Genomic DNA, 24,009 nt, shown 5'->3' with positions numbered 1-24,009 from the left:
CACCACCTGCCGCCAATGCTTCACAGCAGAGCCAGTAAAAACGCCAGTTCGCCGATTTCCGCCGCAGCGCCAAGCGTGTCGCCGGTTTGCCCGCCCAAACGACGGCGCAGGTAAGCGCCCAGCAGCCAGATAAGCATCAGGGTGACGCCAAACGCCAACAACGCCGGCCCCTGCCCCAGCAGCCCCGCCAGCAAAACGCCGCCGCACAGCGTCGCCAGCGTTTGCCGCCCGCTAACCCGGCCGATATACAGATTGCCCAGCCCGTTGCCCTCACGGGCATAGCGCTGACGATACATCAGCAGCACAATGGCCGTGCGGCCGGTCACCGAAGCCGCCGTCAGCATCGTCAGCATCGTCAGCATCGATGTGCCGCGCAACGCCAGCTCACTGACCACCAGCACTTTGGCGATCACAATAAAAATCAGCGCCAGCCCGCCATTGGTGCCAAGTCGGCTGTCGCGCATAATTTCCAGCATTTTTTCGCGCGTTCGGGCGGAAAACACGCCGTCACAGGTATCCGCCAACCCATCCAGATGAAAGGCGCCGGTAATCAGCGCCAGCGCCAACACATAGGCCAATGCCGCCAACGGCACGCCGCTCCACGGCGCAACCGCAACAAACACCGCGCCGGCAATTCCCCCCACGATCAGGCCGATAAACGGAAAGCCGATGATGCCCCGCACGTACTGCTGCATATCCAGCCCCTGCGTCCAGCGTGCCGGCACGGGAATACGGGTCATAAATTGCAACGTGGCGAGAAACAGACGCAGACTCATTTGATTTTTACCTCAATGCCCGACACCACCAGATAAACCGATTCCGCCGCCGCGGCCAGCCGCTGGTTAACGCGCCCGGCGATATCCCGGAAGTGCCGCGCCAGACGATTTTCCGGCACAATGCCCATGCCCAGTTCGTTGGTGACCAGATAGATCGGCGCGGCGCTGTATGAGCAGGCGGCGATCAATTCGTCGATCTGCTGCCCGATAGCGGCCTCTATCGCCGGGAAATCCATCTGTTCAGGCGATGTGTCCCCCGCCTGCTCGAATAGCACATTGGTTATCATGGTGGTGATGCATTCGAGGATCACCGCTTCATCCCCGGCCACCTGATGCGCGATCACCGCCCCCAGATCGCGATAGCCTTCCCAGGTGCGCCAGTGGGCCGGACGGCCCTGCTGATGCCGCCGCACCCGCTCGGCCATCTCATCGTCGGTCACCACCGACGTGGCGATATACAGCACCCGATCGCGGCATCGCGCCGCCAGTTTCTCCGCCAACGCGCTTTTACCGCTGCGCGCACCGCCAGTAATTAAAATCACCTTCAACTCCTGTTCTGGATACGCGACTTGTCGCCCTCGGATTGCAGACACCGATATATCGCCGCGATATCAATATGCTCGCGCATCGCCGCCGCCAGGATATCGAACTGCCGCTGTTTGTGAGCGGCATAATCAACCACCTCGCCGTCAAATGCGGCCAGACCTTTACGCTGGCGCAGCGAATCCAGCAAGGCGCGGGTAAACCCGCCGTTATCAAACAGACCGTGAATATAGCTGCCGATCACGCTGCCGTCCGCGTTAATCGCCCCGTCGTATCGGGTAATCGGCTGACCGTTACTGTGCGTCAAGGTGATAAATGGCGCGGCCTGCCCGCCAAGACGCGATGTTCCCATGTGGATTTCATAACCGCTAATCGGCATCGCCGATCCGGTTATCGCCATGCCCGGCAGCGACGGCTGACAGCGTCCGCTGACGCGCGTGGTGGTTTTTTCCGCTGCGAACTCGGTTTCGATATCCAGCAACCCCAGCCCATCCATCTGCGCAAGCCCCGACTCCACGCCATCAATAATCCGTTTGCCCAGCATCTGATAGCCGCCGCAAATACCGATAATCGGCACACCGGCCTGATGCCTCGACCGCAACGCATCGCCCAGCCCGTTTTGTTGCAGCCACTGCAAATCACCCAGCGTATTTTTACTGCCGGGCAGGATAATCAAATCCGCCCCTGCCAGCGCCGACGGCCGCGTGACGTAGCGCAAGCGCACATCCGGCTGGCAAGTCAGGGCGTTGAAATCGGTAAAGTTGGCGATATGCGGCAGCCGCACCACCGCAATATCCAGCGCTTTCGCCGCCTCCCTATCGTATTTTCCGCTTTGCAGCGCCACGCCGTCTTCGTCTTCCAGTTCGATATTCAACCACGGCATAACGCCAATCACCGGCACGCCGGTCAGCGCTTCGATCTGCGCCAGCCCCGGTTCGAGCAAGGCGACATCGCCGCGAAACTTATTGATGATCACGCCTTTCACCCGCGCTTTCTCTTCAGGACGCAACAGCGCCAACGTGCCATAGATGGCGGCAAATACGCCGCCGCGATCGATATCCGCCACCAGCAGCACCGGCGCATCGGCCATTGCCGCCATGCCCATATTGACGATATCCCGATCGCGCAGGTTGATTTCCGCCGGACTGCCGGCCCCTTCCAGCACCATGACGTCATATTCGCCGGCCAGGCTGTGGTAGACCGCGTGAATTTGCTGCTGTAACCGCGGTTTATACTGATGATACTCAACGGCATCCATATTGCAGGCCACTTTGCCCATCAGCACCACCTGGGACTTACGATCGCTGGTCGGCTTAAGCAACACCGGATTCATACGCACATCCGGCTCGATCCCGGCGGCCTCCGCCTGAAATATCTGTGCCCGTCCCATCTCTTCGCCGTGCGGCGTAATACCGGAATTCAGCGCCATATTCTGCGATTTAAACGGCGCGCAGCGATAACCATCCTGCATAAAAATCCGGCACAGTCCGGCGACCAGAACGCTTTTACCCACGTCCGACGCCGTTCCCTGAATCATGATGGACAGACTCATGCGACTTCTCCTCTGCCCCGCTCACGCAGCAAGGCAAACAGCTGTTGTTCCGTTTTACACAGCGGCAAGCCCAGTTCACTGTGCAGCTTGATTAACCACGGCTGCGCCAGTCCCGCCTCATTTAGCTGCTCTCGGCGCAAAAAAACCTCGGCGGCGGCGCCTTCGCTAATCAGCCGCCCGTGAGACAGCACGTACAGGTAATCGCAAACCGTGTAGATTAAATCGATATCGTGGCTGGAGATGATGACCTGCTTTCCCTGGGCGACGATGCGCTCAATAATGGCAATCATCTGTTCACGGCCGGACGGATCCAGCCCGGCGGTGGGTTCGTCCAGCAGCAGGTATTCCGCTTCCATCACCAGCGCCCCGGCAATGGCGACGCGCTTTTTCTGCCCGTGGCTGAGGTACTGAATCGGCTTATGCCGAAATCCCTGCGCGTCCACCAGCGTTAACGCCCGATCGACCCGCTGGGCGATGAGGGTTTCATCCATACCGAGATTGCGCAGACTGAAAGCAATGTCGCTGTCGATATCGGTATAAAAAATCTGTTGTTCCGGATCCTGAAACACCGTGGCAACCTGCTGGCGCAGCCGGCGTAGCCCGGCCTTGCCGTAATCAATAGGCTGCCCGTTCCAGCGCACCTCGCCCGTCTGCGGGCGCAAAAGGCCGGTCAGATTCATAAACAGCGTGGATTTACCGCAGCCGTTCGCCCCGATCACGCCCGTGACCGGGTGCCGGCTGAAATCCAGCGTCAGATCGCGCAGGATCGGCTCATCCTGATAGCGAAAACTCAATCGTCGGGTCGCTAACATGCTTGACCTCTTTTCACAGATGAAAATCTCCCTGATAGAGTTTGATATCCAACGATGTCACCATCTGCTGATAGCGGGTCATGACCCGCATAAACAGCATGCCAATCAGCATCGACAACGAACGATAGCTGTTACCCAGCGAGGTGTAGCCAAAACGCAGCGACTGAGCGCGCTGGATAGCCACCGCCTCATCAAGAAAAATAAAGATAAACCGCCAGGTCAGCAAAATTTGCTCGGTCAGCACTTGCGGCACGCGACAGCGTTGCAGTATCTGAATCAGCTGCGGAAATGGCGTATTCAGCACGAACCAAAAGGTGGCCGACAGCGCCGCCAGACTGCGCCAGAACGTCTGATTCGCCGCGCTCAGCCCCTGCGGATCCACGCCCAGCCAGAACCGCCCCAGCGGCAGACTCCACAATAGGGTTTCCGGCTGGCGGGACACCGATAGCACAATCGCGACCAGCCCCACCAGCAGAAAGCCCAGCGGCACCGCCAGCCATTTCAGATAGCGAACCGGGCCGACGCGCAGCAGCCAGCAGGTCAACACGGCGATAAACCCCAGCAGCAGCGCCTGATACAGCGGCGGGCAGCTCATCGCCAGCAGCAAAAACAGGCCGTAAAGCGCCAGTTTGCGCATGGGATCAACCTGCCGCCAGCGGCTTTGATAACTCAGCTTGTCAATGCCCAGCATGATCGCTGCGCTTGCCGCGGTAATAGCCCAGAATGTAAAAGATCACCGCCGCGCCTAACGATCCTTGCAGCGTAAACAGTAAGCTTTCAATTTCACCGCTGGCCGGTTCATACAGCGGCTGGAACCAGGGTTGATAGTCCGGCGCGGTTTGCGTAATCAACGTTTCCGCCTCACCGTCCGACCCTCCGTATTCGCCGCCGTGATCGATAAAAAACGGCAGCAGCACCAGCGCGATCACCATCGCCAGCAGAATAAGATTCTTTTTCATATTAGTGATTCCCCGCATGAATAAGCCGACGTTTGGTCAACTGATCGTAAATCATCACCGTCAGCAGCCCTTCCGCAACGGCGATCGGCACCTGCGTCAGGCAAAAGATCCCCATGAATTTCACCACCGACGCCATCATCCCCAGTTGCGGATCGGGGAAGGCGACGCCCAACTGAACCGACGTCACAAAGTAGGTCGCCAGATCCGCCAGCATGGCGCACAGGAATACCCCGACATCGCGGCGCACGCCGGCTTTACAGGCCAGTTTCCATACCAGATAGCCCACCAGCGGGCCGATCACCGCCATCGACATGCCGTTCGCGCCCAGCGTGGTCAAGCCGCCATGCGCCAACAACAGCGCCTGAAACAGCAACACGATCGCCCCCAGCACCGCCACTACTGCCGGCCCGAACAAAATCACCGCCAGACCGACGCCGGTGGGATGCGAACAGCTTCCGGTCACCGAGGGGATCTTCAGGGCGGAAAGCACGAAAATGAACGCGCCGCACAGCGCCAGCAGGACTTTCTGATTGCTGTCTTCGCTGACAATCTGGCGCAAACGCACCAGCCCCATAAACAGGCAGGGCAGAAACAGAACCCACCAGGCCAGCGCCCACAGCGTCGGCAGGAAGCCCTCCATGATATGCATGGCGAAAGCCTCCTGCGGCGCCAGCATCAGCAACAGCGCCATTGCCAGCCCGGATAACGAGAGTTTCTTTAATTGTCGTTCCATAGGTTATTCCTCTGCATCCCACTGTTTATTAACAAGAATAGTTGAGAAGTAAGGCAATGGCTGATCGTCCGCCACTTGATCCAAACGCCGCCAGCACTGCTCACCGGGCAGCGAGGCGTCCGCCATCAGCAACGCGTGTCTGAACAACCCCAGCCGCGCCAGCAGCGCGCGCACTAGCGTAAAACGGCCGTACACTTTCATCAGCACCACGCTGTCATGGGTCAGCAGCGCCCGTTCCAGCTCGGCTTCCGGCGCGGTACAGGGCATCACGGCCAGCGACTGTCGCTCCATCGCCAGCGGTAAGGCGGAGCGCGCCGCAATCGCCGCGAATGACGTCACGCCCGGCACGATTTCCAGCCACGGCTGCCGGCCGATACGCGCCAGCAGAAACACCCAGGTGCTGAACAGCATGGCGTCCCCCAGGGTGATAAAACCGACCTGTTTGCCGTCGGCGACATCGCTGGTCAACTGCTGCGCCATATCGTCCCAGACGGCTTCTTTCGCGTCATTCCCGGCGCTCATAGGAAAATGGCGGGTGCGGACTTCCGTCGCCGGCGACAGATATTCGCGCACGATGGATAACGCCAGGCTGTCGCCGCCTTTGCGACCGGCGGGCGCATAGAGCAGATCAAGCTTGCCGATAATGCGGGCGGCGCGCACGGTAATCAGATCGGCGGCTCCCGGCCCTACGCCCAGTGCATACAGTCTGCCGGTCATTACGCGGCCTCCTGTTCTTGTAGACGTAGCGCCGCCTCAAGATGTTGAGCAAACATTTGCCGGATAAGCGGATTTTCCCCCAGCCCCCGCAACCAGCTTTGGGTGTCGATCCCGACGGCTTCGAGCCGCGATTTCCAGGAATCGGCTTCGTCAGAGGCCATATCGTTGATCGCGTGATCGCCCGCCACCAGCATCAGCGGCATCAGGTGGACTTTCCGCACCCGCTGCTGTTGCAAACGCGCAATGATATGATCGATTTCAGGGTAACTTTCCACCGCGCCCACCAGGGCGGGGAAGTTCTGCGACGCCATCAGGTGATCGAGACAGGCATAGGCCGAAAAAGCGGGATGGCTGGCGCCATGCCCCATAAACACCACCCGTTCGTCGGCCGCCAGCGTCGGCATCTGCCCCCGTAACGCCGTCATCAACCGCGGGTAGTCATCAAAGCCGCTGAGCAGCGGCGCGCCCAGCGCCAGTCGCTGGAAACGGTTGCGAAACGCATGGACTTCACGAACCACTTTTTCGAATTCATCGCCGTTAATGACATGCAGCGACTGAACGGCCACATCCTGATACCCCGCCTCGGCCAGCCGGTTAAGCGCCTGGCCGGGATTGTCTATCTGCAAGCCGTCGCGGTTATGCAGCTTGCGGATAATCATTTCGGAGGTAAAAGCGCGAAACAGATCGCGATCGCCACAGGCGGCGGCCAGATGTTGCTCGCACGCATCAATATTCTTTTCTCGGGTTTGTGGGTAGCTAGTGCCAAAGCTGATAATCAGCAGCGCTTTTTTCATTTTATTCTCCTCGCGTTATTACTCTTGCCGCGCCTGCCAGCAGGCCAGCCGACGGACAAAATCCTCCAGTGACGCAATCCGTTCCTTCGCTTCCGTCACCCCTGACGCCGCCGGGCGGCAGACCACGATGCAGGGGATATTCAGCGCCAGACAGGGGGCGACCTTTTGCCGATAACCGCCTTCGGCGCCGGACTCTTTGGTGATCACCACGTCAGGCCGACAAAGTTCATACAGTGCCCGATTGAACGCGGCGCTGAATGGCCCGCACTGGGCAATAATCTGTTCAACGCCCAGCCCCAGCGCTTCGCATTGCGCCAGCACGGACGCCGTCGGCAATACGCGCGCCAGAAGATATTTTCCCGGCAGATTTTGCCGGTATGCCGCCAGATCTTTACTGCCGGTGGTCAGCAGCACGCGCGATCCCAGCGTGCGGGCCACGGCGCAGGCCGCCTCAAGGCTGTCCGCCTTATGCAGTAATGGATGATCGATGGCGTCAATGTCGCTCGGCCGCTGATAGCGGGTCAGCGGCAGCCGGAGACGACGGCAGGCGGCGCTCACGTTCTGGTGCAACGCCTCGGCATAGGGGTGAGCGGCATCGATCACCCAACGCACCTGCCGGGCGGCGAGATAATCCGCCATGCCGTCGGTATCCATGCGCCCGACCACCACCTCACCGGCGATGTCGCCGGCCAGTTGTTTTCCCGTCTCGGTGGCGACGGACAGACGGTAGCCTTCGCCCGCCGCATCCAGCGCCTGACAAATCAGCCGCGCATCGCTGGTGCCGCCAAACACATGGATCGCCGGGGCGCTCACAGTTCATAGCCTCGTGGCGTGATCATCAGGCCGTCGCGGCAATAGGTGGTCTTGTTGCCGACGATCACCAGACTGGTCATATCCACCGGAGTGAAATCCATATCGCCGAAGGTGGTGATCCATTTTTCCTGTTTCTTTCGCCCGGCGGCTTTTACCACGCCAACCGGCGTTTGCGGCGATGTCCACGGTTTCATTAGCTCAAACGCCCGCGCCAGATGCCCTTCGCGCCCGCGACTGCGCGGATTGTAGAAGCACACCACAAAATCGGCCTGCGCGGCGGCGGCGATACGTTTTTCAATCACCGGCCACGGCGTCAGCAGATCGCTCAGGCTGATATGACAGAAGTCATGCATCAGCGGCGCGCCTAATAGCGAAGCCGCCGCAATGCTGGCGGTGATCCCGGCCACCAGTCTGACTTCCAGATCCAACCGTTGCTGACCGACCAGCTCCAGCACCAGCCCGGCCATGCCGTAAATACCCGCGTCGCCGCTGCTGATCAGGGCGACGTTGCGGCCCGCCATCGCCAGATCGATCGCCGCCTGACAGCGTTCGATCTCTTTGCACATGCCGGTTTTGATCACCTGTTTATCACCGGTTAACGGCTTCACCAGATGGGTATAGGTTTTGTAGCCCACCACGATTTCCGCCTCGCGAATGGCGGCAATCGCCTCCTGCGTCATCATGGCTTCACTGCCCGGCCCAATGCCGATCACGGTTAACATTAATGCGATACTCCCAGGGTAATAGTGACCCCCTGCTGACGCAGGGTATGACCGATCAACCGGCCCTCGCTCATCAGCCAGGCCACCGGTTGCGAAACGCTGCCGACGCCCACCGTTTGGCGCACAAATTCAGAAGCGGGAAAACGTTGTTCGTGAGGGCTGAGCTCATCAACGCTAAACAGCTCGAACGGTACGCGCCAGCATTGCGCCAGCTGCTGTAAGGCCGGCTCGTCCTTTTTAATGGCCGCGCTGCCGATGGCCCGCAACGCCAGCGGGTCGAAATGGTTTTCCGCCAACTGCCGCGACAGCAGTTCCACCAGCGTTTGCAGCGACGTCGCCCGCCGGCAGCCGATGCCTGCCACCACGCGGCGCGGCACCAGCTTATACACCGGCAACGGCAATTCCGGCAGGCTATCGCGCAGGCTGACGCACACCAACGCATCCAGTTCCGGCAACGCGTCCAGACGGTCTACCGCCACAAAACCGCGCACGTCGCAGCGCTCACGTTCGCAGGTTAACGGCGCATCCCACCACAGGCCGACTTTCCGATCGCTGACCAGCATCTGGTTGATGACTTTTACCGCATGGCGGAAATCCTGCATCTCGGCGTCCAGCTGCGTCGCCAGCGTATCCAGCGCCGCCAGTTGATTCACGTCGGTGGCGGTGGTGATCACCGGATCGGCCCCCAGCAGCCCGGCCAGATAGCGCGTCAGCGCATTGGCGCCGCCGACGTGCCCGGACAGCAGACTGATAACGTGTTGCCCTTGCTCATCAATCACCACCACCGCCGGATCGGTCATTTTGTCGCTGACCAGCGGCGCGATACTCCGTACCGTCAGCCCCGTCGCGCCAATGACCACCAGCGCGGTGTACTGTTTGAACGCCGCGCGCAGGGTATCGCCGAAGCTGCCGTTGAAGGCGACGCACCCCGGCTCCAGCAGTTTTTCGCTGGTAAAGCAGGTCAGCGGTAAATGCGCCCGTAAACGCCGGGCGAGGCGAACGCCGCCGGGCGTCAGACAAAACAGCGCGATGGATTCAGGCTTGACGATATTCATGGCTAAACTCCGCGTCATAGAGTCGTGAATAGTGGTATTCCTCACCGAGAAAGGCGCCGACCAGAATCAGCGCCGTTTTACGGATCGCCGCCGTCCGCACCTGGTCGGCAATGTCCGCCAGCGTGCCGCGCACCGTGCGGCTTTCCGGCCAGGTGGCTTTGTAGACCACCGCGACGGGGGTCGATAGCGGATAGCCCCCCTCGACCAGTTGCCCGACCACGCCGTGAATGTCCTGCACCGACAGAAAGATCGCCATGGAGGTCTGATGCGCGGCAAAGGCGGCCAGCCGTTCGCGCGGCGGCATCGGCGTGCGCCCTTCGATACGGGTAATAATCAGGCTCTGCGCCACTTCCGGTACGGTGTATTCCACCCCAAGCTGCGCCGCCGCGCCCAAAAACGCGCTGACGCCGGGAACGGAAACAAAACCGATGCCGTGTTGCGCCAGCGCTTCCCCCTGTTCGCGAATCGAACCGTACAAAGAGAGATCGCCGGTTTGCAGCCGCACCACCCGTTTGCCTTCACGCACGCCGTTCACCATCAGCGCAATGATTTGATCCAGCGTCAGTCCGGCGCTGTCATGACGGGCGGCATGCGGCGGGCAATAGTCGAGTAATTCGATATTAATCAGCGATCCGGCGTAAATCACCACGTCAGCCTGTTGCAACAGGCGGTAGCCTTTCAGCGTAATTAACTCGCGGTCGCCGGGGCCGGCGCCCACGAACCAGACTTTGCGGGCCTCAACGTGTTTGCCGGATGTTTCAGCATGCTCAGACATGGTTGCTCTCCTTGCGGCAGGAAATAAGATAGGTGGGATTATTGGGTTTAAAGTAGTGCCCGTCGCCGAGCGGCGTCAGGGCTGAAACCTGTAATTGACTGCATTCCAGCGACATAACGCTCAGCGACTGCAAATGCGCCAGCGCGGTTTGCAGGTTATCCAGCAGGATAAAGGTCAGCGCCAATCGTCCGCCGGGGCGCAAATGCGCCAGCGCCCAGTCGATCAGCGCGGTCAGTCGCCCTCCGCTGCCGCCGATAAATACCGCGTCAGCCGTTATGTCGAGCGTCATCGGCGCTTCACCGCCGATGATTTCCACATTCCGGCAGCCAAACCGCCGACGGTTCTCTTCAATCAGCGCCAGCGCCGCCGGATTGCGCTCGATCGCCGTCACTTGTAGCCGCGGATAGCGCAATGCCGCCTCCAGCGCCACGCTGCCGGTTCCGGCGCCGACGTCAATCAGGCATTGCGCCTGCGACAGTTCCAGCCGTTCCAGCGCCAGCAATCGAACCGGCTCTTTGGTCATCGGCACCCGTTGGCCGCGTAAAAACTCGTCATCTCTCATTGAGGATCACCACCACGTTGATGTCATAGTGTTGCGCCACGTCATGCGGTTGCAGGCGGTGGATACGTTCATCCGGCAGGGAAAGGTTTTCGCCGACAATCAGCGTCCGGCTGAGCCGCCGTTGCACAACGGCGTCCGCAATCGCCCGTGGCCCGATGCGTGAATCCGTCACCATCGCCACTTTGTCATGCTGTAAAATCCAGTCGAAATCCGGCGCCCGTCCGTGGCAGCTGGTCAGGTAAATATCGTTCATATCCAGCGCGATACGGGCGCATAGATACTGTATGGCGCTGATGCCGGGAATAATCAGCAGCTCGTCCGGGGAGAAATGCACCGACAAACGCTTACCGATGCCGAACAGCAAGGGGTCGCCGGAGGCGAGCACCACCACCTGATGGGATTTTTGCTCATCAAGCCACTTCATCAGCCCGTCGATATCGGCATCCAGCCTGCGGGTCTGGCCGTTAAAATCGGGAAACATCGCCAGATGCCGCGCCCCGCCGACCAGAATATCGGCGGCGGCAATCGCCTGCCGCGCTTCCGACGTCAGATACGCCGCAGAACCGGGGCCGATGCCCACGACCACAATCATCGCAGCGCCTCCACAATGTCGGTCAGCGGCCGGTTGGTTCCCAGCACCTGATTATCAAAAGAGAACAGAATGGCGTCGATGCGCGGCGGTTCATTGGAGAAACGCAGCATCTCGTTTACCCGTTCACAAATACGCTGCGCAATACGGTCATACACCGCCTGCCAGCCGTGCTGCGCGATCAGCTCCATCGCGGCTTCGGTGGTATCGCAGTGGTTGACCGCCAGCAATAAATCCTGCGGCGCGCCCATTAGCGCCAGATGGGCAATCAGCGTCTCCATGCGTCCGTCGGCGATATGGCTGTGGGTATGGAAGATCCCGGCGGCCACCTTGACCAGCTTGCCGGGATGGCCGATCAGCGCCACATGGCGAAATTTCAGCCGTACCGTTTCCTGCAACATGTAACCGACAAAGTTGCTCATGGTAACCACCCATTGACTATCCAGCCCGAGCTGTTCACGGACAAAGCGCTCGCCGTGATTGCCCGGCACCAGGATCACCTTGTCCAACCCCGCCGCGCGCTTCATTTCCAGCTCCAGCGCCAGCGAGCGTTTCCAGCTCTCTTCCGACATCGGCGTCACAATGCCGGTGGTGCCGATAATGGAAATGCCGCCGAGAATGCCCAATCGGCCGTTATAGGTTTTTTTCGCCCTTTCCTCACCCTCCGGGGCAAAAATTTCTATTTCCGCGCCGCGTGTCGGGCCGATAACCTCGCGCACCGCCGCTTCAATGGTTTGCAACGGCGTGCGGTTAATCGCCGGACTGCCTACCGGCAAGCCGATGCCTTTGCGCGTTACGGTGCCGACGCCTTCGCCGCCGCGGATATGAATATCACCGTGTTCACACAGGGTGACGCGGGCAAAAATCAGCATGCCGTGGGTGGCGTCAACATCATCGCCGCCGTCCTTGCGAATGGCGGCCGTCGCCTGCTGTCCTTCAATCAGCGGCTGTTCCACATTGAGGTACAGCGTGACGCCTGACGGCGTGACGATGGAAACCTGATCGATCACCTGCTGGCGCAGTACCATCAACGCGGCGACCCGCGCCGCGGCGGTGGCGCAAGAGCCGGTGGTGTAGCCTTTGCGGTATTGCCTGCCGTTATGCCAGACGGTGTCCAACCCGGTATCGTTGTTCACAGCGTCTCCCGAATGCGATAAAGGATGGCGTTAACGATCGCCGCCGCGACATTGCTGCCGCCCTTGCGCCCCGCCGCGGCGATACAGGGCAGATCGCTGTGCATCAGCGCCGCCTTTGATTCCGCCGCGCCCACAAAACCGACCGGTACGCCGATCACCGCCAGCGGCGACGCCTGTTGCGACGAACGCTCCAGCAGGCGAAACAGCGCCGTCGGCGCGTTGCCGAACACGAAAAGCTTATCGCCCGCCTCTTCCAGCGCAATATCCACCGCCGCCATCGAGCGCGTCATATTTTCGGCGCGCGCCCGCGCCACCACGCGGGGATCGCTGATAAAACAGCGGCATTCGCAGCCAAGTTGCGCCAGCAGCGTTTTATTGATGCCGGACAGTGCCATGGTGGTATCGGTATAAAGGATGCAACCGTCCCGCAGTGCTTGCGTAATCCGCGTTAATACCGCGGGCGAAAACCACAGTACGTCCAACCAGTCGAAATCCGCCGTGGTATGGATCACCCGTTTGATGACCGCCTCCTGATCCGGATCGACAAAACGGTAGCCGGGGCGCTCGCGGGCGATGATATCGCTGATAATGGCAAAACTTTGCCGTTCAATTTGCTGGGGTTGCTGGAGATAATTCATCGGGTTTCCTTGTTTTATACGCCGAAGGCGGCCGACAGCAAAAGAGACGTCAGGGCGAACAACAGCAGCGCCAACAGTGAGGCCACCCTCATCAGATTGATGCTGCGCGGGATGTCGTTCAGCGTAATCTCCCGGCATTCGTCGCCAATCCACGGTTTTTCCACCCGCTCGCCAAAATAGTTGTTCGGCCCGCCGAGACGTACGCCAAGCGCCCCGGCCACCGTCGCTTCCGACCAGGCGCAGTTAGGGCTGGAATGCTGATAACGATCGCGCCAGCCGATGCGCAGCGCCTGCCGATAATCGGCGCGCAGCAGCCAGGCCGCCGCGCTCAGCAACAGCCAGCTCAACCGGGCGGGGATCAGATTCGCCAGATCGTCCATACGGGCGGAAACAAAACCAATGGCGCGATATTTGGCGTTTTTGTAGCCCACCATAGAATCCAGGGTATTTACGGCTTTATAGGCCATCGCCAGCGGCACGCCGCCAAGCAGCAGGAAAAACAGCGGCGCAATCACGCCGTCCACGCTATTCTCCGCCACCGTTTCGACCACCGCGCGGGTCATCTGCGGCTTTTCAAGCTGCGAGGTATCGCGCCCCACAATCCACGACAGTTGACGGCGGCTCTCTTCCAGCGAGCCATGTTGCAAGGCCTGATGCACCGCCATCGCGGCGTCACTTAAGCAACGGCCCGCCAGCAGGGTATAAATCATCCACACGGCGGCCAGCCAGCCCAGCCACGGATGAATCGCCGTCATCAGGGCAAGCACGCCCCAACTCAGCAGCCAGGTCAGGCCGACCACCGCCAGCCACAGTAGCGCGCCGCCCAGCCACAGCGCGCGTTCACTGACGCAACAGGCGCGGATTCGGGTTTGCAGCCATGAAATAAGATGGCCCATCCAGCGCACCGGATGCGGCCAGCGCGGCGGATCGCCCAACCAGCAGTCAAGCAGAAAGGCGGCAAACCAGGCGGAGAGGATCATGACGCCCTCCCGGCATGGCTAAACCAGCGCTCAAGCAGCCCCGGACGCTGGGCAAAATGGAGATGGAGATAGCTGGCGCAGGTTTGCTGAAGCTGGTATCCCCCCCGCCACCGTTTGACGACCGCGCCATCGCGCGATTTTGTACAGTCGAAACGGGGCGACAGCGAGGTGGCGAAATCGGAATAATGAAATTCATGGCCGCGCAGAATCTCGCCCCGCGCCGCCAACAGCGTATCGGTCAAGGCCTGAGCCTGACAGTAGCCAAAGCGGGTCAGCCGTTTTCCCATCCGGCTTTCACCGGGCAGAATTCCGCTCATGCGATGCCGCCGGCCGCCGGCGTCCGTCAGCCCTTCCCCCAGATACATCAATCCGCCGCATTCGGCGTACAGCGGGATATTGCGCCGATGCGCATGCCGTAACGCATCGTGCATCGCGGTATTGGCCGCGAGTTGCGCGGCATAAATTTCAGGGTAACCGCCGCCGAGAAAGATCATCTGACAGTCGGGAAGCCGGCGGTCATGGATCGGACTGAAGCGTTGCAGGCGCACCCCCGCCTGCTCCAGCAGATCGAGATTGTCCTGATAATAGAAATTGAAGGCTTCATCGTCCGCCAGCGCCATCGTCAGACCTTCGCCCAGTTCAGGCGCGGATAAGGCGGGTAATTCGCCGTCGGGGGGCCGAACGCCGGCGCATAAGGTCAGCAGACGATCCAGATCGAGGGTTTCTTCAATCTGCATCGCCAGTTTCCGCCAGCGGCTATCATCATAGGCCTGTTCCCGCGCCGGGATCAGACCCAGGTGGCGGGAAGGCAGTTCGGTGTCGGTCATGACCGGTAAGCGGCCCAGCACCGGAATACCGCAATAGTGCTCAATGGCGCGACGCAGTAATTGATAGTGCTCCACCGAATTGACGCGATTGACAATCACGCCGGCAATGGTCAACGCGGGGTCGAACTGGCGAAATCCCATCACGGTTGCCGCCGCCGACGTGGATACCGCCTTGCCGTCCACCAGCAACACCACCGGACAGCCGAGCTGTTTAGCCATGGCGGCGGTGCTGCAATAGTCAGGGTCCGTGCCGTAGCCGTCGTACAGCCCCATAGCCCCTTCGATCACCGCCACGTCGGCATGGCGCATACGCTGGTTATACAACCCGTTAAGCGTCGCCGCGGGAAGCATGAACGCATCCAGATTACGCGACGCCACGCCGCATACCGCGCTATGCCAGCCGCTATCCAGATAGTCAGGCCCCACCTTGAAGGGCTGCACAGACAGCCCGCGCCGCATCAACGCCCGCAAGATACCGAGCGTAACGGTGGTTTTGCCGCAGCCGCTGCCGGTGCCGGCGATAACAAACGCGGTTTTATTTCGCCTCTGGCCCGCTGGCGCGTTCTTCTGCTGTTCTTTTACACACGGCATAAAAAATCCCGACGTCATCGGTCGGGACAGGTAATGTCACAGGGTGCGCAAGAGCGGCGTTGCCGCTGCACGCATCGGATGACAACCCGCTTCCCGCCGAAGGAGTTGAATCTGTCATCATCAGGTCGGTCTTCTGGCTTAGCGTCATCCTTCCCCGAACCTTCCCAATCGCAGCGATCAGTGGCTTTTTACGGGGTCGTCGGCATCACAGCAGCGGGGGCTGCGGGGGAATTTCACCCCCTTCCCAGTTGTCATGCAGCATGACAACATACAGAATCGATCGTCGTTTTCCGCGTTCGATTCTAACCTGACAACATATGGTTATTATTTCTCTACATACCCTGAACCATTACAGCCAATATAATCTTTCCATTCACAAAAAAATGGCTGAGTTTATTTTCTTTAAGGGAATATCTTGCCGCTCGATAGCAAAATATTGTCCTTTCTCCCGGGCTAAAACGCGGCTTTGCTACCTGATTGCCGCAACGGGCAATAACAAAATATAGTCATTGCCAATACCGAACGGCGTTACCGTTTAGCCATAAATGGTTAAAGCGGAGAGAACCAATCTGCATCATACTGACTTCTGAAGTCGATCCTTTGATATCGTGCATAAAATGAAGAGGAAAATCACAATGCAAAACATACGCGGCTTTGCCGCTCTAGATTCAACCAGCCCATTGGTTCCGCACCAGTTTGTCCGCCGGGATCCGCGAGAAAACGATGTGGTGATCGATATCATCTATTGCGGCGTGTGCCATTCAGACATTCATATGGCGCGCAACGAGTGGCATATGAGCCAGTATCCGATTGTTCCGGGACATGAAATCATTGGGAAAGTCGTCAGCGTCGGTAAAGCGGTCGATCGCTTCAAAGCAGGGGACTGGGTCGGCGTAGGCTGTATGGTGGATTCCTGTCAACACTGCGATGCCTGCGATGAAGGGCTGGAGCAGTATTGCGAAGAAGGCGCCACGCTGACATACGGCAGCGTCGATCGCCACGACAATCTGCCGACCTTCGGCGGCTACTCCGAGCGGATTGTCGTTGCAGATAATTTTGTGCTCAGCGTGCCGGAAGCGCTGGACATGAAATCCGCCGCACCGCTGCTGTGTGCCGGCATCACCACCTACTCGCCGCTGAAGCACTGGAACGTCGGGCCGGGCGACAAAGTGGCCGTTGTCGGGCTGGGCGGTCTGGGTCATATGGGACTGAAGTTCGCCAAAGCGATGGGCGCGGACGTCACGCTATTTACCCGCTCTCCGGGAAAAGAGCAGGAAGCGCGGCGCTTAGGCGCCGATCGTGTGGTTATCTCCACCGATTCGGCACAAATGGACGCCGTCGCCAACCACTTCGACATTATTCTGGACACGGTGCCGATGCAGCACGACCTTAACCCTTACCTGGCGACGCTGAAGCGCGACGGCACGCTGATTCTGGTCGGGTTGATTGAGCCTATCGAACCCACCCTGCACAGCGGGCCGCTGGTGATGGGCCGTAAGTCGATTGCCGGTTCGCTGATCGGCGGCATCGAAGAAACCCAGGAAATGCTGGATTTCTGTGCCGAACATGGCATTAACTGCGACGTTGAGATGATCGCTATGCAGGATATCAACACGGCATACGATCGGATGCTAAAAAGCGACGTGCACTACCGATTTGTCATTGATATTGCGTCATTAAAGGCAAGTTTTCAGGATTGATTGTCACACCAGCGCCGTTATATTCCGCTACGGGAGTAACGGTGTGAACCTCAATATGGCTTAATACGCTGATTTCTTTGTGAAAAATTCGGTCGTCATCCACGAAAACATCGGCGGAGGCACTTTACGTTTTCTAAACCCGCTTACTGCCGCTCGTGTTCCACGCTGGAACGGAACACCTGCGGCGTCATCTGATAAGTCTGACGGAATACCTTGCAGAAATAGCTGGTCTGGGAAAACCCCAGATTTTTGGCGATGCTGGCAATACTCCAGTCGCTGTGGCGCAACATTTCACGGGCGTTCGCCATACGCTGACGGTTCACCCAGGCGTTAAATCCAATTCCTTGATATTTCTTGAAAAGCTTACTGAAATAGTAAGGGCTAAGATACACTCTGGCCGCCACATCCTCCAGCCGCAGTTCCTCTGATAAATGCGCATCAATATAGCGCAGCGCCTTTTTCATTTTGGCGTCATGCGGCTTCGGAGAACGGCTTTTACCCGGTTCGCCGGATTCGTCGCTGTCTCTGATAACCACAAAATTAAGGTGCTTCTTTAGACAATTTTCCACAATCAGCTTCAGCAGATCCGCAGAGGCAATAACCCGCGAGTAATCCATGATCGGCACATTATGGAACTCATCCACCAACACGGGATCCTTTTGCCAGCGATCGTCAACATTAATCACGTTAATCAACGACACGTCATTACGCAGACGCACCTGCCCGCAGAGCACGAAACCGACAAGATGCCCGGCGATCACCAGTGGAATAGAGAAGTCCGTTAGCCCGGCATGGCAACGGTAAATACAAGGCTCATTGGATTTTGACGCTTCAAAGCCACCACAGCGATCGCTCATACGGCAACGGTAATGATTAACCGGATCCTGACGCATTAACTGGCAGAAAGAGGTAAAGTTAAACAGATCGGAAATCTCCTCTCCGTGAATATTCACCACCACCACCGCCAGTCCGGTTGCCTGAGAGAAATCCTGGGCGATTTTATTTATGAGCTCTGAGTTAAGAGAACTGGCAGAAATCATGATAAAACCCCCTTGGTGTATTTTAAATTATTGTTAATAACAATAATCAGTATTTAACAAATTCGTATTACCACTCCCCGCATCAACGCTTTTGGTTTCTTCGCCCCAAATAAATAAATAACCTTAGCAGACTATATTTGCGATTGGTCACTATTTAACCTATTCATCAATCGCGATCACGAAATTTCCTCATCCTGCCTCTTTATCCCATTGCCGGAGGGCAATCAGTTTACCGACAGCGTAAAAAATAACGGTATGCCGCCAGAATGAGGAAACACATCATGGCTTTCCGTCCTCCACGACGCAGGTATTACAGGGTAGATTCTTGCCAATTAAATAGCGGTAACAGGCGGCGCCCAGACACGCGCCAATAATCGGCGCCACAATCGGAATAATGAAATACGGAATATCGCGCCCGCCCGTCATCGCCACGTTCCCCCAGCCCGCCAGAAAAGAGAACAGTTTCGGCCCGAAATCACGGGCAGGATTCATGGCAAACCCGGTCAACGGCCCCATGGACGCGCCAATCACCGCCACCAGAATACCAATCAACAACGGCGCCAACGGCCCGCGGGGCACGCCGTTGCCATCATCGGTAATCGCCATGATGAGCCCCATCAGGATCGAGGTAATCACCACTTCCACCCCGGCCGCCTGCCATACGTTGATGGCCGTTGCCGGATAGGTACTGAAGATGCTGGCCAGTTGCAGGCTATCCACACTGCCGCGCACCATGCCGTGCGCCGTTTCAAACTCGATAAACAGATTATGATAAAGCGCATACGCCAGCGTGGCCCCGCCAAACGCGCCCGCAATCTGCGCCACGCTGTAAGGCAGCACTTTATGCCGGGGGAAACAGGCAAACAGCCAGAGCGCAATGGTTATCGCAGGATTCAGATGCGCGCCCGAAATTCCCGCCGTCAGGTACACCGCCAGTGAGATCCCCAGCCCCCACACGATGCAGATTTCCCATAGGCCTAAGCCCGCGCCCGCCACTTTCAGCGCGCAGAGACTGCCAATCCCGAAAAATAGAAACAATCCCGTGCCAAGAAACTCCGCAATACATTGAGCCTTCAGTGAATCATTCATAAACGTTACCCTGCCTTCGTTATTAATATGAAATACCGGCGTGCGATCGCGCTTTGTCTGTCTTACACGCGGGTTTCGGGCAATGCTGCGGCTACTATAGAGAGCGGGTGAAGCAAAGTGTTGGCGTAATCTGTCGGTAAACGGCAAAAAAATAGAGCGCCGATAACACTTTCTTGTCATCTCCCTGCCGCGCATTTTTGCGCAGGCCTTATTTTTCCTGATGAATAACGCCGGTTTGTTATTTAACGCAATATGAATTTATTGCTCTATTCTCTTTTCGTTATTGCTATCCATCTCGCAATTTTTATTTCCCCAATAATTTCAGCTTTATTAAAAAACGCGCGCAAATAGCATAAAACCACTCCATTGTCATGCTGATTTTAATAAAAATGGAAAGGGGAAAACGAATATTAACAATAGCGAAATTGCTTTAAATCGATTCAAAAACAAGCAGTTAATATAAACCCATGCCAATATTTTATTATCCCGTCGCCAACCATTCCCGCCAATAAACTCAACGCAGCCATTCTTTTTCATCGCTTATTTGTATAGTCATCGCATCGCTATCCTGACAATCACGTCGAGGTAATTTATGCAACAAGAAGCATTAGGCATGGTGGAAACAAAAGGGTTGACCGCCGCCATCGAAGCCGCCGACACCATGGTGAAATCCGCCAATGTGACGCTGTTTGGCTACGAGAAAATCGGCTCCGGTCTGGTCACCGTCATCGTTCGTGGTGATGTCGGTGCGGTAAAAGCCGCGGTGGACGCCGGGTCGTCGTCCGCCGCCGCCGTCGGCGAGGTGATCTCGACGCATGTGATCCCGCGCCCGCACGCCGATGTCGAAAAATTCTTACCAAAGGAAACTAGCCAATGAGCAGCAATGACCTGGTCGAACACATCATGGCCCAGGTGATGACAAAAATCGGCGCGTCTTCCCCATCCTCCACTCACACAACGCGAGATACGGCTATGGCTGAAAAAACCTGTGGTTTAACCGAGTTCGTCGGCACCGCGATTGGCGACACCGTTGGTCTGGTGATCGCCAACGTCGACAGCGCCCTGCTGGATGCCATGAAACTTGAAAAACGCTACCGCTCTATCGGCATTCTGGGCGCGCGCACCGGCGCAGGCCCGCACATCATGGCGGCGGATGAAGCGGTGAAAGCGACCAACACCGAAGTCGTCAGCATCGAACTGCCGCGCGATACCAAAGGCGGCGCCGGGCACGGCTCACTGATTGTTTTCGGCGGCAACGACGTCTCCGACGTAAAACGCGCCATCGAAGTCGCGCTGAAGGAACTGGATCGCACCTTTGGTGATGTTTACGCCAACGAAGCCGGACACATCGAGCTGCAATACAGCGCCCGCGCCAGCTATGCGCTGGAAAAAGCCTTTGGCGCGCCGATTGGCCGCTCCTGCGGGGTGATCGTCGGCGCGCCGGCGGCAGTGGGCGTGCTGATGGCGGATACGGCGGTGAAATCCGCCAATGTGGATGTGGTGGCTTACAGCACGCCGGCGCACGGCACCAGCTACAGCAATGAAGCCATCCTGGTCATTTCCGGCGACTCCGGCGCCGTGCGTCAGGCCGTGATTTCCGCCCGTGAAATCGGCAAAACGGTATTGGCGACGCTGGGTTCGGAACCGAAAAACGATCGCCCCTCCTATATCTGACGCCACAGCGAGGCAGTTTCATGAAATCGAAAAGATTTGAAGCATTGGCGAAACGCCCGGTCAATCAGGATGGTTTTGTCAAAGAGTGGATCGAAGAAGGCTTCATTGCCATGGAGAGTCCGAACGATCCCAAACCGTCGATCACGATTCAAAACGGCGTGGTAACCGAGCTGGACGGCAAACCCCAGTCCGATTTCGACCTGATCGACCACTTTATCGCCCGGTACGGCATCAATCTCGATCGCGCGGAAGAGGTGCTGCGGATGGACTCCGTCAAGCTGGCGAACATGCTGTGCGATCCCAATGTCCCGCGCAGCGCCATCGTACCGCTGACCACGGCGATGACCCCGGCGAAAATCGTCGAGGTGGTGTCGCAGATGAACGTGGTGGAAATGATGATGGCCATGCAAAAAATGCGCGCCCGTCGCACGCCGTCCCAGCAGGCTCACGTCACCAATGTCAAAGACAACCCGGTGCAGATTGCCGCCGACGCCGCCGAAGGGGCGTTCCGGGGTTTTGACGAACAGGAAACCACCGTCGCCGTCGCCCGCTATGCGCCGTTCAACGCCATGGCGCTGATGGTGGGTTCACAGGTGGGCCGCCCCGGCGTGTTGACCCAGTGTTCGCTGGAGGAAGCCACCGAACTGAAACTCGGCATGCTCGGCCACACCTGCTATGCGGAAACCATCTCCGTTTACGGCACCGAACCGGTGTTCACGGATGGGGACGACACGCCCTGGTCGAAAGGTTTTCTCGCCTCGTCCTATGCCTCGCGCGGCCTGAAAATGCGCTTTACCTCCGGCTCCGGTTCCGAAGTGCAGATGGGGTATGCCGAAGGCAAATCCATGCTGTATCTCGAAGCCCGCTGTATCTACATCACCAAAGCGGCCGGGGTTCAGGGCCTGCAAAACGGCTCGGTCAGCTGCGTGGGGATCCCCTCGGCGGTGCCGTCAGGCATTCGCGCCATTCTGGCGGAAAACCTGATCTGTTCGGCGCTGGATCTGGAGTGCGCCTCCAGCAACGACCAGACCTTTACCCACTCGGACATGCGCCGCACCGCGCGTCTGCTGATGCAGTTTTTACCGGGCACCGATTTTATCTCCTCCGGTTATTCCGCCGTCCCCAACTACGACAACATGTTCGCTGGCTCCAATGAGGATGCGGAAGATTTCGACGACTACAACATCATGCAGCGCGACCTCAAAGTCGACGGCGGTTTGCGTCCGGTTCGCGAAGCCGATGTGGTCGCCATCCGCAATAAGGCCGCGCGCGCCCTACAGGCGGTGTTTGCCGGCATGGGGCTGCCGCCGATTAGCGATGAGGAAGTCACCGCCGCCACCTATGCCCACGGCTCCAAAGACATGCCGGAGCGCAATATCGTCGAAGACATCAAGTTCGCACAGGAGATCATCAGTAAAAACCGCACCGGGCTGGACGTGGTGAAAGCGCTGGCGCAAGGCGGCTTTGAAGATGTCGCCCAGGACATGCTGAATATTCAGAAAGCCAAGATTGCCGGCGACTACCTGCACACGTCGGCGATTATCGTCGGCGACAGTCAGGTGCTGTCCGCGGTGAACGACGTCAATGATTACGCCGGGCCGGCCACCGGTTACCGGCTGGAAGGCGCGCGTTGGGAAGAGATCAAAAACATTCCTAACGCGCTTGATCCCAACGAGCTGGGCTAAGGGGTTCCGTCATGGTGGAGATTAACGAAAAGCTATTACGCCAGATTATCGAAGGCGTACTACAGGAAATGCACGACGAGAACAAAACCGTCTCGTTTAAACAGCCGGGCGCGCCGGCAACAGACGCCGTGACATCGGCCGCGGGCGACGGCTTTCTGAGCGAGGTCGGCGAAGCGCGTTCCGGCACCAGCCAGGATGAAGTGATTATTGCCGTCGGGCCGGCATTCGGATTGTCGCAAACCGTCAATATCGTCGGTATTCCGCATAAAAACATTCTGCGCGAACTTATCGCCGGGGTTGAGGAAGAAGGGCTCAAGGCGCGGGTGATCCGCTGCTTTAAATCCTCGGATGTGGCGTTTGTCGCCGTTGAAGGCAATCGACTCAGCGGCTCCGGGATTTCCATCGGCGTGCAATCCAAAGGGACAACCGTGATCCATCAACAGGGATTACCGCCCCTGTCCAATCTGGAACTGTTCCCGCAGGCCCCGTTGCTGACGCTGGAAACCTATCGGCAGATCGGCAAGAACGCCGCGCGTTACGCCAAGCGGGAATCGCCCCAGCCGGTGCCGACCCTGAACGATCAGATGGCGCGGCCGAAATACCAGGCGAAATCCGCCATTCTGCACATTAAAGAAACCAAATACGTGGTGACCGGCAAGAATCCGCAGGAACTCCGGGTGGCGATTTAACAAAGGAAAACACAATGAATTCCGAAGCTATTGAATCCATGGTTCGCGATGTTCTCAGCAAGATGAACAGCCTACAAGGGCAGACGACGACACCCGCCGATACGGCCGCCGCAAGCACGACAGGCATCAAGGCGAAGGTCGCCGATTATCCGCTGGCGAACAAGCACCCTGACTGGGTGAAAACCGCAACCAATAAAACGCTGGAAGAGCTGACGCTGGCTAACGTGCTTAACGGCGGCGTGACCCCGCAGGATCTGCGCATTACGCCGGAGATCCTGCGCATTCAGGCCGATATTGCCCGCGACGCCGGGCGCGATCGGCTGGCGATGAACTTTGAGCGCGCCGCCGAGCTCACCGCCGTTCCCGATGACAAAGTGCTGGATATTTATAACGCCCTGCGCCCCTACCGCTCCAGCAAAACGGAGCTGTACGCCATCGCGGACGATCTTGAACAGACCTACAAAGCCAAGGTCTGCGCCGCCTTCGTGCGGGAAGCGGCTGATTTGTATGTGCAGCGCAAAAAACTCAAAGGCGACGATTAGTTAACCCGACTTTTAC

At 58.4% G+C, this 24,009-nt stretch carries 27 protein-coding genes and 1 riboswitch; of the genes, 6 read left to right on the top strand and 21 right to left on the bottom strand.

Going from position 1 to position 24,009, the window contains the following annotated elements; all coding sequences use genetic code 11:
- Positions 1-20: 20 nt before the first annotated feature.
- From cobS to HOY33_RS09440, 19 genes are read right to left on the bottom strand one after another with little or no spacing between them, the layout of a single operon-like run.
- On the bottom strand, positions 21-776 hold the full coding sequence (gene cobS, locus HOY33_RS09530) for an adenosylcobinamide-GDP ribazoletransferase (protein ID WP_172289968.1): 756 nt from the start codon (positions 774-776) through the stop codon (positions 21-23).
- Complete coding sequence (gene cobU / locus HOY33_RS09525) at positions 773-1,318, bottom strand: bifunctional adenosylcobinamide kinase/adenosylcobinamide-phosphate guanylyltransferase (protein WP_172289967.1); 546 nt, start codon at positions 1,316-1,318, stop codon at positions 773-775. Before cobU ends, cobS begins: the two co-directional genes overlap by 4 nt.
- A 2-nt stretch (positions 1,319-1,320) precedes the next feature.
- Positions 1,321-2,871: a cobyric acid synthase gene (locus HOY33_RS09520; RefSeq protein ID WP_172289966.1), complete on the bottom strand. Its 1,551-nt coding sequence runs from the start codon at positions 2,869-2,871 to the stop codon at positions 1,321-1,323.
- Positions 2,868-3,683 carry an ATP-binding cassette domain-containing protein gene (locus HOY33_RS09515; RefSeq protein ID WP_172289965.1) on the bottom strand — a complete coding sequence of 272 codons (816 nt, stop codon included), beginning with the start codon at positions 3,681-3,683 and terminating at the stop codon, positions 2,868-2,870. Before HOY33_RS09515 ends, HOY33_RS09520 begins: the two co-directional genes overlap by 4 nt.
- A gap of 13 nt (positions 3,684-3,696) precedes the next feature.
- Positions 3,697-4,374, bottom strand: a complete 678-nt coding sequence (locus HOY33_RS09510; protein WP_172289964.1) for an energy-coupling factor ABC transporter transmembrane protein — start codon at positions 4,372-4,374, stop codon at positions 3,697-3,699.
- The gene (locus HOY33_RS09505) at positions 4,361-4,642 is read right to left on the bottom strand and encodes an energy-coupling factor ABC transporter substrate-binding protein (protein WP_172289963.1); all 282 of its coding nucleotides are present in this window, start codon (positions 4,640-4,642) and stop codon (positions 4,361-4,363) included. Before HOY33_RS09505 ends, HOY33_RS09510 begins: the two co-directional genes overlap by 14 nt.
- 1 nt (position 4,643) lies before the next feature.
- Positions 4,644-5,375, bottom strand: coding sequence for a cobalt ECF transporter S component CbiM (gene cbiM / locus HOY33_RS09500; protein ID WP_172289962.1), 732 nt, complete (start codon positions 5,373-5,375; stop codon positions 4,644-4,646).
- A gap of 3 nt (positions 5,376-5,378) precedes the next feature.
- Positions 5,379-6,092 (bottom strand): cobalt-factor II C(20)-methyltransferase, encoded by a 714-nt coding sequence (locus HOY33_RS09495; RefSeq protein WP_172289961.1) that lies wholly within the window; start codon positions 6,090-6,092, stop codon positions 5,379-5,381.
- Complete coding sequence (locus tag HOY33_RS09490) at positions 6,092-6,886, bottom strand: sirohydrochlorin cobaltochelatase (protein ID WP_172289960.1); 795 nt, start codon at positions 6,884-6,886, stop codon at positions 6,092-6,094. Before HOY33_RS09490 ends, HOY33_RS09495 begins: the two co-directional genes overlap by 1 nt.
- An 18-nt stretch (positions 6,887-6,904) precedes the next feature.
- Positions 6,905-7,699: a cobalt-precorrin-6A reductase gene (locus HOY33_RS09485; RefSeq protein WP_172289959.1), complete on the bottom strand. Its 795-nt coding sequence runs from the start codon at positions 7,697-7,699 to the stop codon at positions 6,905-6,907.
- A complete protein-coding gene (locus HOY33_RS09480) occupies positions 7,696-8,421 on the bottom strand; it encodes a precorrin-3B C(17)-methyltransferase (RefSeq protein ID WP_172289958.1) in 726 nt (241 codons plus the stop codon). The genes HOY33_RS09485 and HOY33_RS09480 overlap by 4 nt, the downstream gene beginning before the upstream one ends.
- On the bottom strand, positions 8,421-9,476 hold the full coding sequence (gene cbiG / locus HOY33_RS09475) for a cobalt-precorrin 5A hydrolase (protein WP_172289957.1): 1,056 nt from the start codon (positions 9,474-9,476) through the stop codon (positions 8,421-8,423). Before cbiG ends, HOY33_RS09480 begins: the two co-directional genes overlap by 1 nt.
- Positions 9,457-10,251: a cobalt-precorrin-4 methyltransferase gene (locus HOY33_RS09470; protein WP_172289956.1), complete on the bottom strand. Its 795-nt coding sequence runs from the start codon at positions 10,249-10,251 to the stop codon at positions 9,457-9,459. The genes cbiG and HOY33_RS09470 overlap by 20 nt, the downstream gene beginning before the upstream one ends.
- Entirely contained in the window at positions 10,244-10,813 is a 570-nt protein-coding gene (locus HOY33_RS09465) for a decarboxylating cobalt-precorrin-6B (C(15))-methyltransferase (RefSeq protein WP_172289955.1), read from the bottom strand. The genes HOY33_RS09470 and HOY33_RS09465 overlap by 8 nt, the downstream gene beginning before the upstream one ends.
- Complete coding sequence (locus HOY33_RS09460; RefSeq protein WP_172289954.1) at positions 10,803-11,405, bottom strand: cobalt-precorrin-7 (C(5))-methyltransferase; 603 nt, start codon at positions 11,403-11,405, stop codon at positions 10,803-10,805. Before HOY33_RS09460 ends, HOY33_RS09465 begins: the two co-directional genes overlap by 11 nt.
- Complete coding sequence (cbiD, locus tag HOY33_RS09455) at positions 11,402-12,538, bottom strand: cobalt-precorrin-5B (C(1))-methyltransferase CbiD (RefSeq protein WP_172289953.1); 1,137 nt, start codon at positions 12,536-12,538, stop codon at positions 11,402-11,404. Before cbiD ends, HOY33_RS09460 begins: the two co-directional genes overlap by 4 nt.
- Positions 12,535-13,176 (bottom strand): cobalt-precorrin-8 methylmutase, encoded by a 642-nt coding sequence (locus HOY33_RS09450; RefSeq protein WP_172289952.1) that lies wholly within the window; start codon positions 13,174-13,176, stop codon positions 12,535-12,537. Before HOY33_RS09450 ends, cbiD begins: the two co-directional genes overlap by 4 nt.
- 14 nt (positions 13,177-13,190) lie before the next feature.
- The gene (gene cbiB / locus HOY33_RS09445; protein WP_172289951.1) at positions 13,191-14,156 is read right to left on the bottom strand and encodes an adenosylcobinamide-phosphate synthase CbiB; all 966 of its coding nucleotides are present in this window, start codon (positions 14,154-14,156) and stop codon (positions 13,191-13,193) included.
- Positions 14,153-15,574 carry a cobyrinate a,c-diamide synthase gene (locus HOY33_RS09440; RefSeq protein ID WP_172289950.1) on the bottom strand — a complete coding sequence of 474 codons (1,422 nt, stop codon included), beginning with the start codon at positions 15,572-15,574 and terminating at the stop codon, positions 14,153-14,155. Before HOY33_RS09440 ends, cbiB begins: the two co-directional genes overlap by 4 nt.
- Positions 15,575-15,679: 105 nt before the next feature.
- A riboswitch (cobalamin riboswitch) is annotated at positions 15,680-15,864 on the bottom strand.
- Between the two features lie 345 nt (positions 15,865-16,209).
- Between HOY33_RS09440 and HOY33_RS09435 the strand changes: the two genes are divergently transcribed.
- Positions 16,210-17,274: an NAD(P)-dependent alcohol dehydrogenase gene (locus HOY33_RS09435; protein WP_216660443.1), complete on the top strand. Its 1,065-nt coding sequence runs from the start codon at positions 16,210-16,212 to the stop codon at positions 17,272-17,274.
- Positions 17,275-17,417: 143 nt separating this feature from the next.
- On the opposite strand, the gene pocR is transcribed toward HOY33_RS09435, so the two are convergent.
- Positions 17,418-18,314: a regulatory protein PocR gene (gene pocR, locus HOY33_RS09430; RefSeq protein ID WP_172289949.1), complete on the bottom strand. Its 897-nt coding sequence runs from the start codon at positions 18,312-18,314 to the stop codon at positions 17,418-17,420.
- A gap of 279 nt (positions 18,315-18,593) precedes the next feature.
- Positions 18,594-19,403, bottom strand: coding sequence for a propanediol diffusion facilitator PduF (gene pduF, locus HOY33_RS09425; RefSeq protein ID WP_172289948.1), 810 nt, complete (start codon positions 19,401-19,403; stop codon positions 18,594-18,596).
- A 592-nt stretch (positions 19,404-19,995) separates the two neighbouring features.
- Here pduF and pduA point away from each other — a divergent pair.
- Genes pduA through pduE form a run of 5 tightly spaced genes read left to right on the top strand, consistent with a single transcriptional unit; the run spans position 19,996 to position 23,993 of the window.
- Positions 19,996-20,280: a propanediol utilization microcompartment protein PduA gene (gene pduA / locus HOY33_RS09420; RefSeq protein WP_172289947.1), complete on the top strand. Its 285-nt coding sequence runs from the start codon at positions 19,996-19,998 to the stop codon at positions 20,278-20,280.
- A complete protein-coding gene (gene pduB, locus HOY33_RS09415) occupies positions 20,277-21,077 on the top strand; it encodes a propanediol utilization microcompartment protein PduB (RefSeq protein ID WP_172289946.1) in 801 nt (266 codons plus the stop codon). Before pduA ends, pduB begins: the two co-directional genes overlap by 4 nt.
- 20 nt (positions 21,078-21,097) lie before the next feature.
- A complete protein-coding gene (gene pduC, locus HOY33_RS09410; RefSeq protein WP_172289945.1) occupies positions 21,098-22,762 on the top strand; it encodes a propanediol dehydratase large subunit PduC in 1,665 nt (554 codons plus the stop codon).
- A gap of 14 nt (positions 22,763-22,776) precedes the next feature.
- Positions 22,777-23,451, top strand: coding sequence for a propanediol/glycerol family dehydratase medium subunit (locus tag HOY33_RS09405; RefSeq protein ID WP_172290030.1), 675 nt, complete (start codon positions 22,777-22,779; stop codon positions 23,449-23,451).
- Between the two features lie 14 nt (positions 23,452-23,465).
- Positions 23,466-23,993, top strand: a complete 528-nt coding sequence (gene pduE, locus HOY33_RS09400) for a propanediol dehydratase small subunit PduE (protein WP_172289944.1) — start codon at positions 23,466-23,468, stop codon at positions 23,991-23,993.
- Positions 23,994-24,009: the final 16 nt, after the last annotated feature.

It is taken from the genome of Brenneria sp. hezel4-2-4 (assembly GCF_013155275.1).
In the GTDB taxonomy this organism is placed as follows: domain Bacteria; phylum Pseudomonadota; class Gammaproteobacteria; order Enterobacterales; family Enterobacteriaceae; genus Brenneria.
This window is presented reverse-complemented; position numbering and strand designations above follow the sequence as displayed.

Bases quoted from the DNA above. Each gene is read 5' to 3' on its own strand.
- cobS (WP_172289968.1), bottom strand. From the start codon at position 776: ATGAGTCTGCGTCTGTTTCTCGCCACGTTGCAATTTATGACCCGTATT.
- HOY33_RS09520 (WP_172289966.1), bottom strand. From the start codon at position 2,871: ATGAGTCTGTCCATCATGATTCAGGGAACGGCGTCGGACGTGGGTAAA.
- HOY33_RS09515 (WP_172289965.1), bottom strand. From the start codon at position 3,683: ATGTTAGCGACCCGACGATTGAGTTTTCGCTATCAGGATGAGCCGATC.
- HOY33_RS09510 (WP_172289964.1), bottom strand. From the start codon at position 4,374: ATGCTGGGCATTGACAAGCTGAGTTATCAAAGCCGCTGGCGGCAGGTT.
- HOY33_RS09505 (WP_172289963.1), bottom strand. From the start codon at position 4,642: ATGAAAAAGAATCTTATTCTGCTGGCGATGGTGATCGCGCTGGTGCTG.
- cbiM (WP_172289962.1), bottom strand. From the start codon at position 5,375: ATGGAACGACAATTAAAGAAACTCTCGTTATCCGGGCTGGCAATGGCG.
- HOY33_RS09495 (WP_172289961.1), bottom strand. From the start codon at position 6,092: ATGACCGGCAGACTGTATGCACTGGGCGTAGGGCCGGGAGCCGCCGAT.
- HOY33_RS09490 (WP_172289960.1), bottom strand. From the start codon at position 6,886: ATGAAAAAAGCGCTGCTGATTATCAGCTTTGGCACTAGCTACCCACAA.
- HOY33_RS09480 (WP_172289958.1), bottom strand. From the start codon at position 8,421: ATGTTAACCGTGATCGGCATTGGGCCGGGCAGTGAAGCCATGATGACG.
- cbiG (WP_172289957.1), bottom strand. From the start codon at position 9,476: ATGAATATCGTCAAGCCTGAATCCATCGCGCTGTTTTGTCTGACGCCC.
- HOY33_RS09470 (WP_172289956.1), bottom strand. From the start codon at position 10,251: ATGTCTGAGCATGCTGAAACATCCGGCAAACACGTTGAGGCCCGCAAA.
- HOY33_RS09465 (WP_172289955.1), bottom strand. From the start codon at position 10,813: ATGAGAGATGACGAGTTTTTACGCGGCCAACGGGTGCCGATGACCAAA.
- HOY33_RS09460 (WP_172289954.1), bottom strand. From the start codon at position 11,405: ATGATTGTGGTCGTGGGCATCGGCCCCGGTTCTGCGGCGTATCTGACG.
- HOY33_RS09450 (WP_172289952.1), bottom strand. From the start codon at position 13,176: ATGAATTATCTCCAGCAACCCCAGCAAATTGAACGGCAAAGTTTTGCC.
- cbiB (WP_172289951.1), bottom strand. From the start codon at position 14,156: ATGATCCTCTCCGCCTGGTTTGCCGCCTTTCTGCTTGACTGCTGGTTG.
- HOY33_RS09440 (WP_172289950.1), bottom strand. From the start codon at position 15,574: ATGCCGTGTGTAAAAGAACAGCAGAAGAACGCGCCAGCGGGCCAGAGG.
- HOY33_RS09435 (WP_216660443.1), top strand. From the start codon at position 16,210: ATGCAAAACATACGCGGCTTTGCCGCTCTAGATTCAACCAGCCCATTG.
- pocR (WP_172289949.1), bottom strand. From the start codon at position 18,314: ATGATTTCTGCCAGTTCTCTTAACTCAGAGCTCATAAATAAAATCGCC.
- pduF (WP_172289948.1), bottom strand. From the start codon at position 19,403: ATGAATGATTCACTGAAGGCTCAATGTATTGCGGAGTTTCTTGGCACG.
- pduA (WP_172289947.1), top strand. From the start codon at position 19,996: ATGCAACAAGAAGCATTAGGCATGGTGGAAACAAAAGGGTTGACCGCC.
- pduB (WP_172289946.1), top strand. From the start codon at position 20,277: ATGAGCAGCAATGACCTGGTCGAACACATCATGGCCCAGGTGATGACA.
- pduC (WP_172289945.1), top strand. From the start codon at position 21,098: ATGAAATCGAAAAGATTTGAAGCATTGGCGAAACGCCCGGTCAATCAG.
- pduE (WP_172289944.1), top strand. From the start codon at position 23,466: ATGAATTCCGAAGCTATTGAATCCATGGTTCGCGATGTTCTCAGCAAG.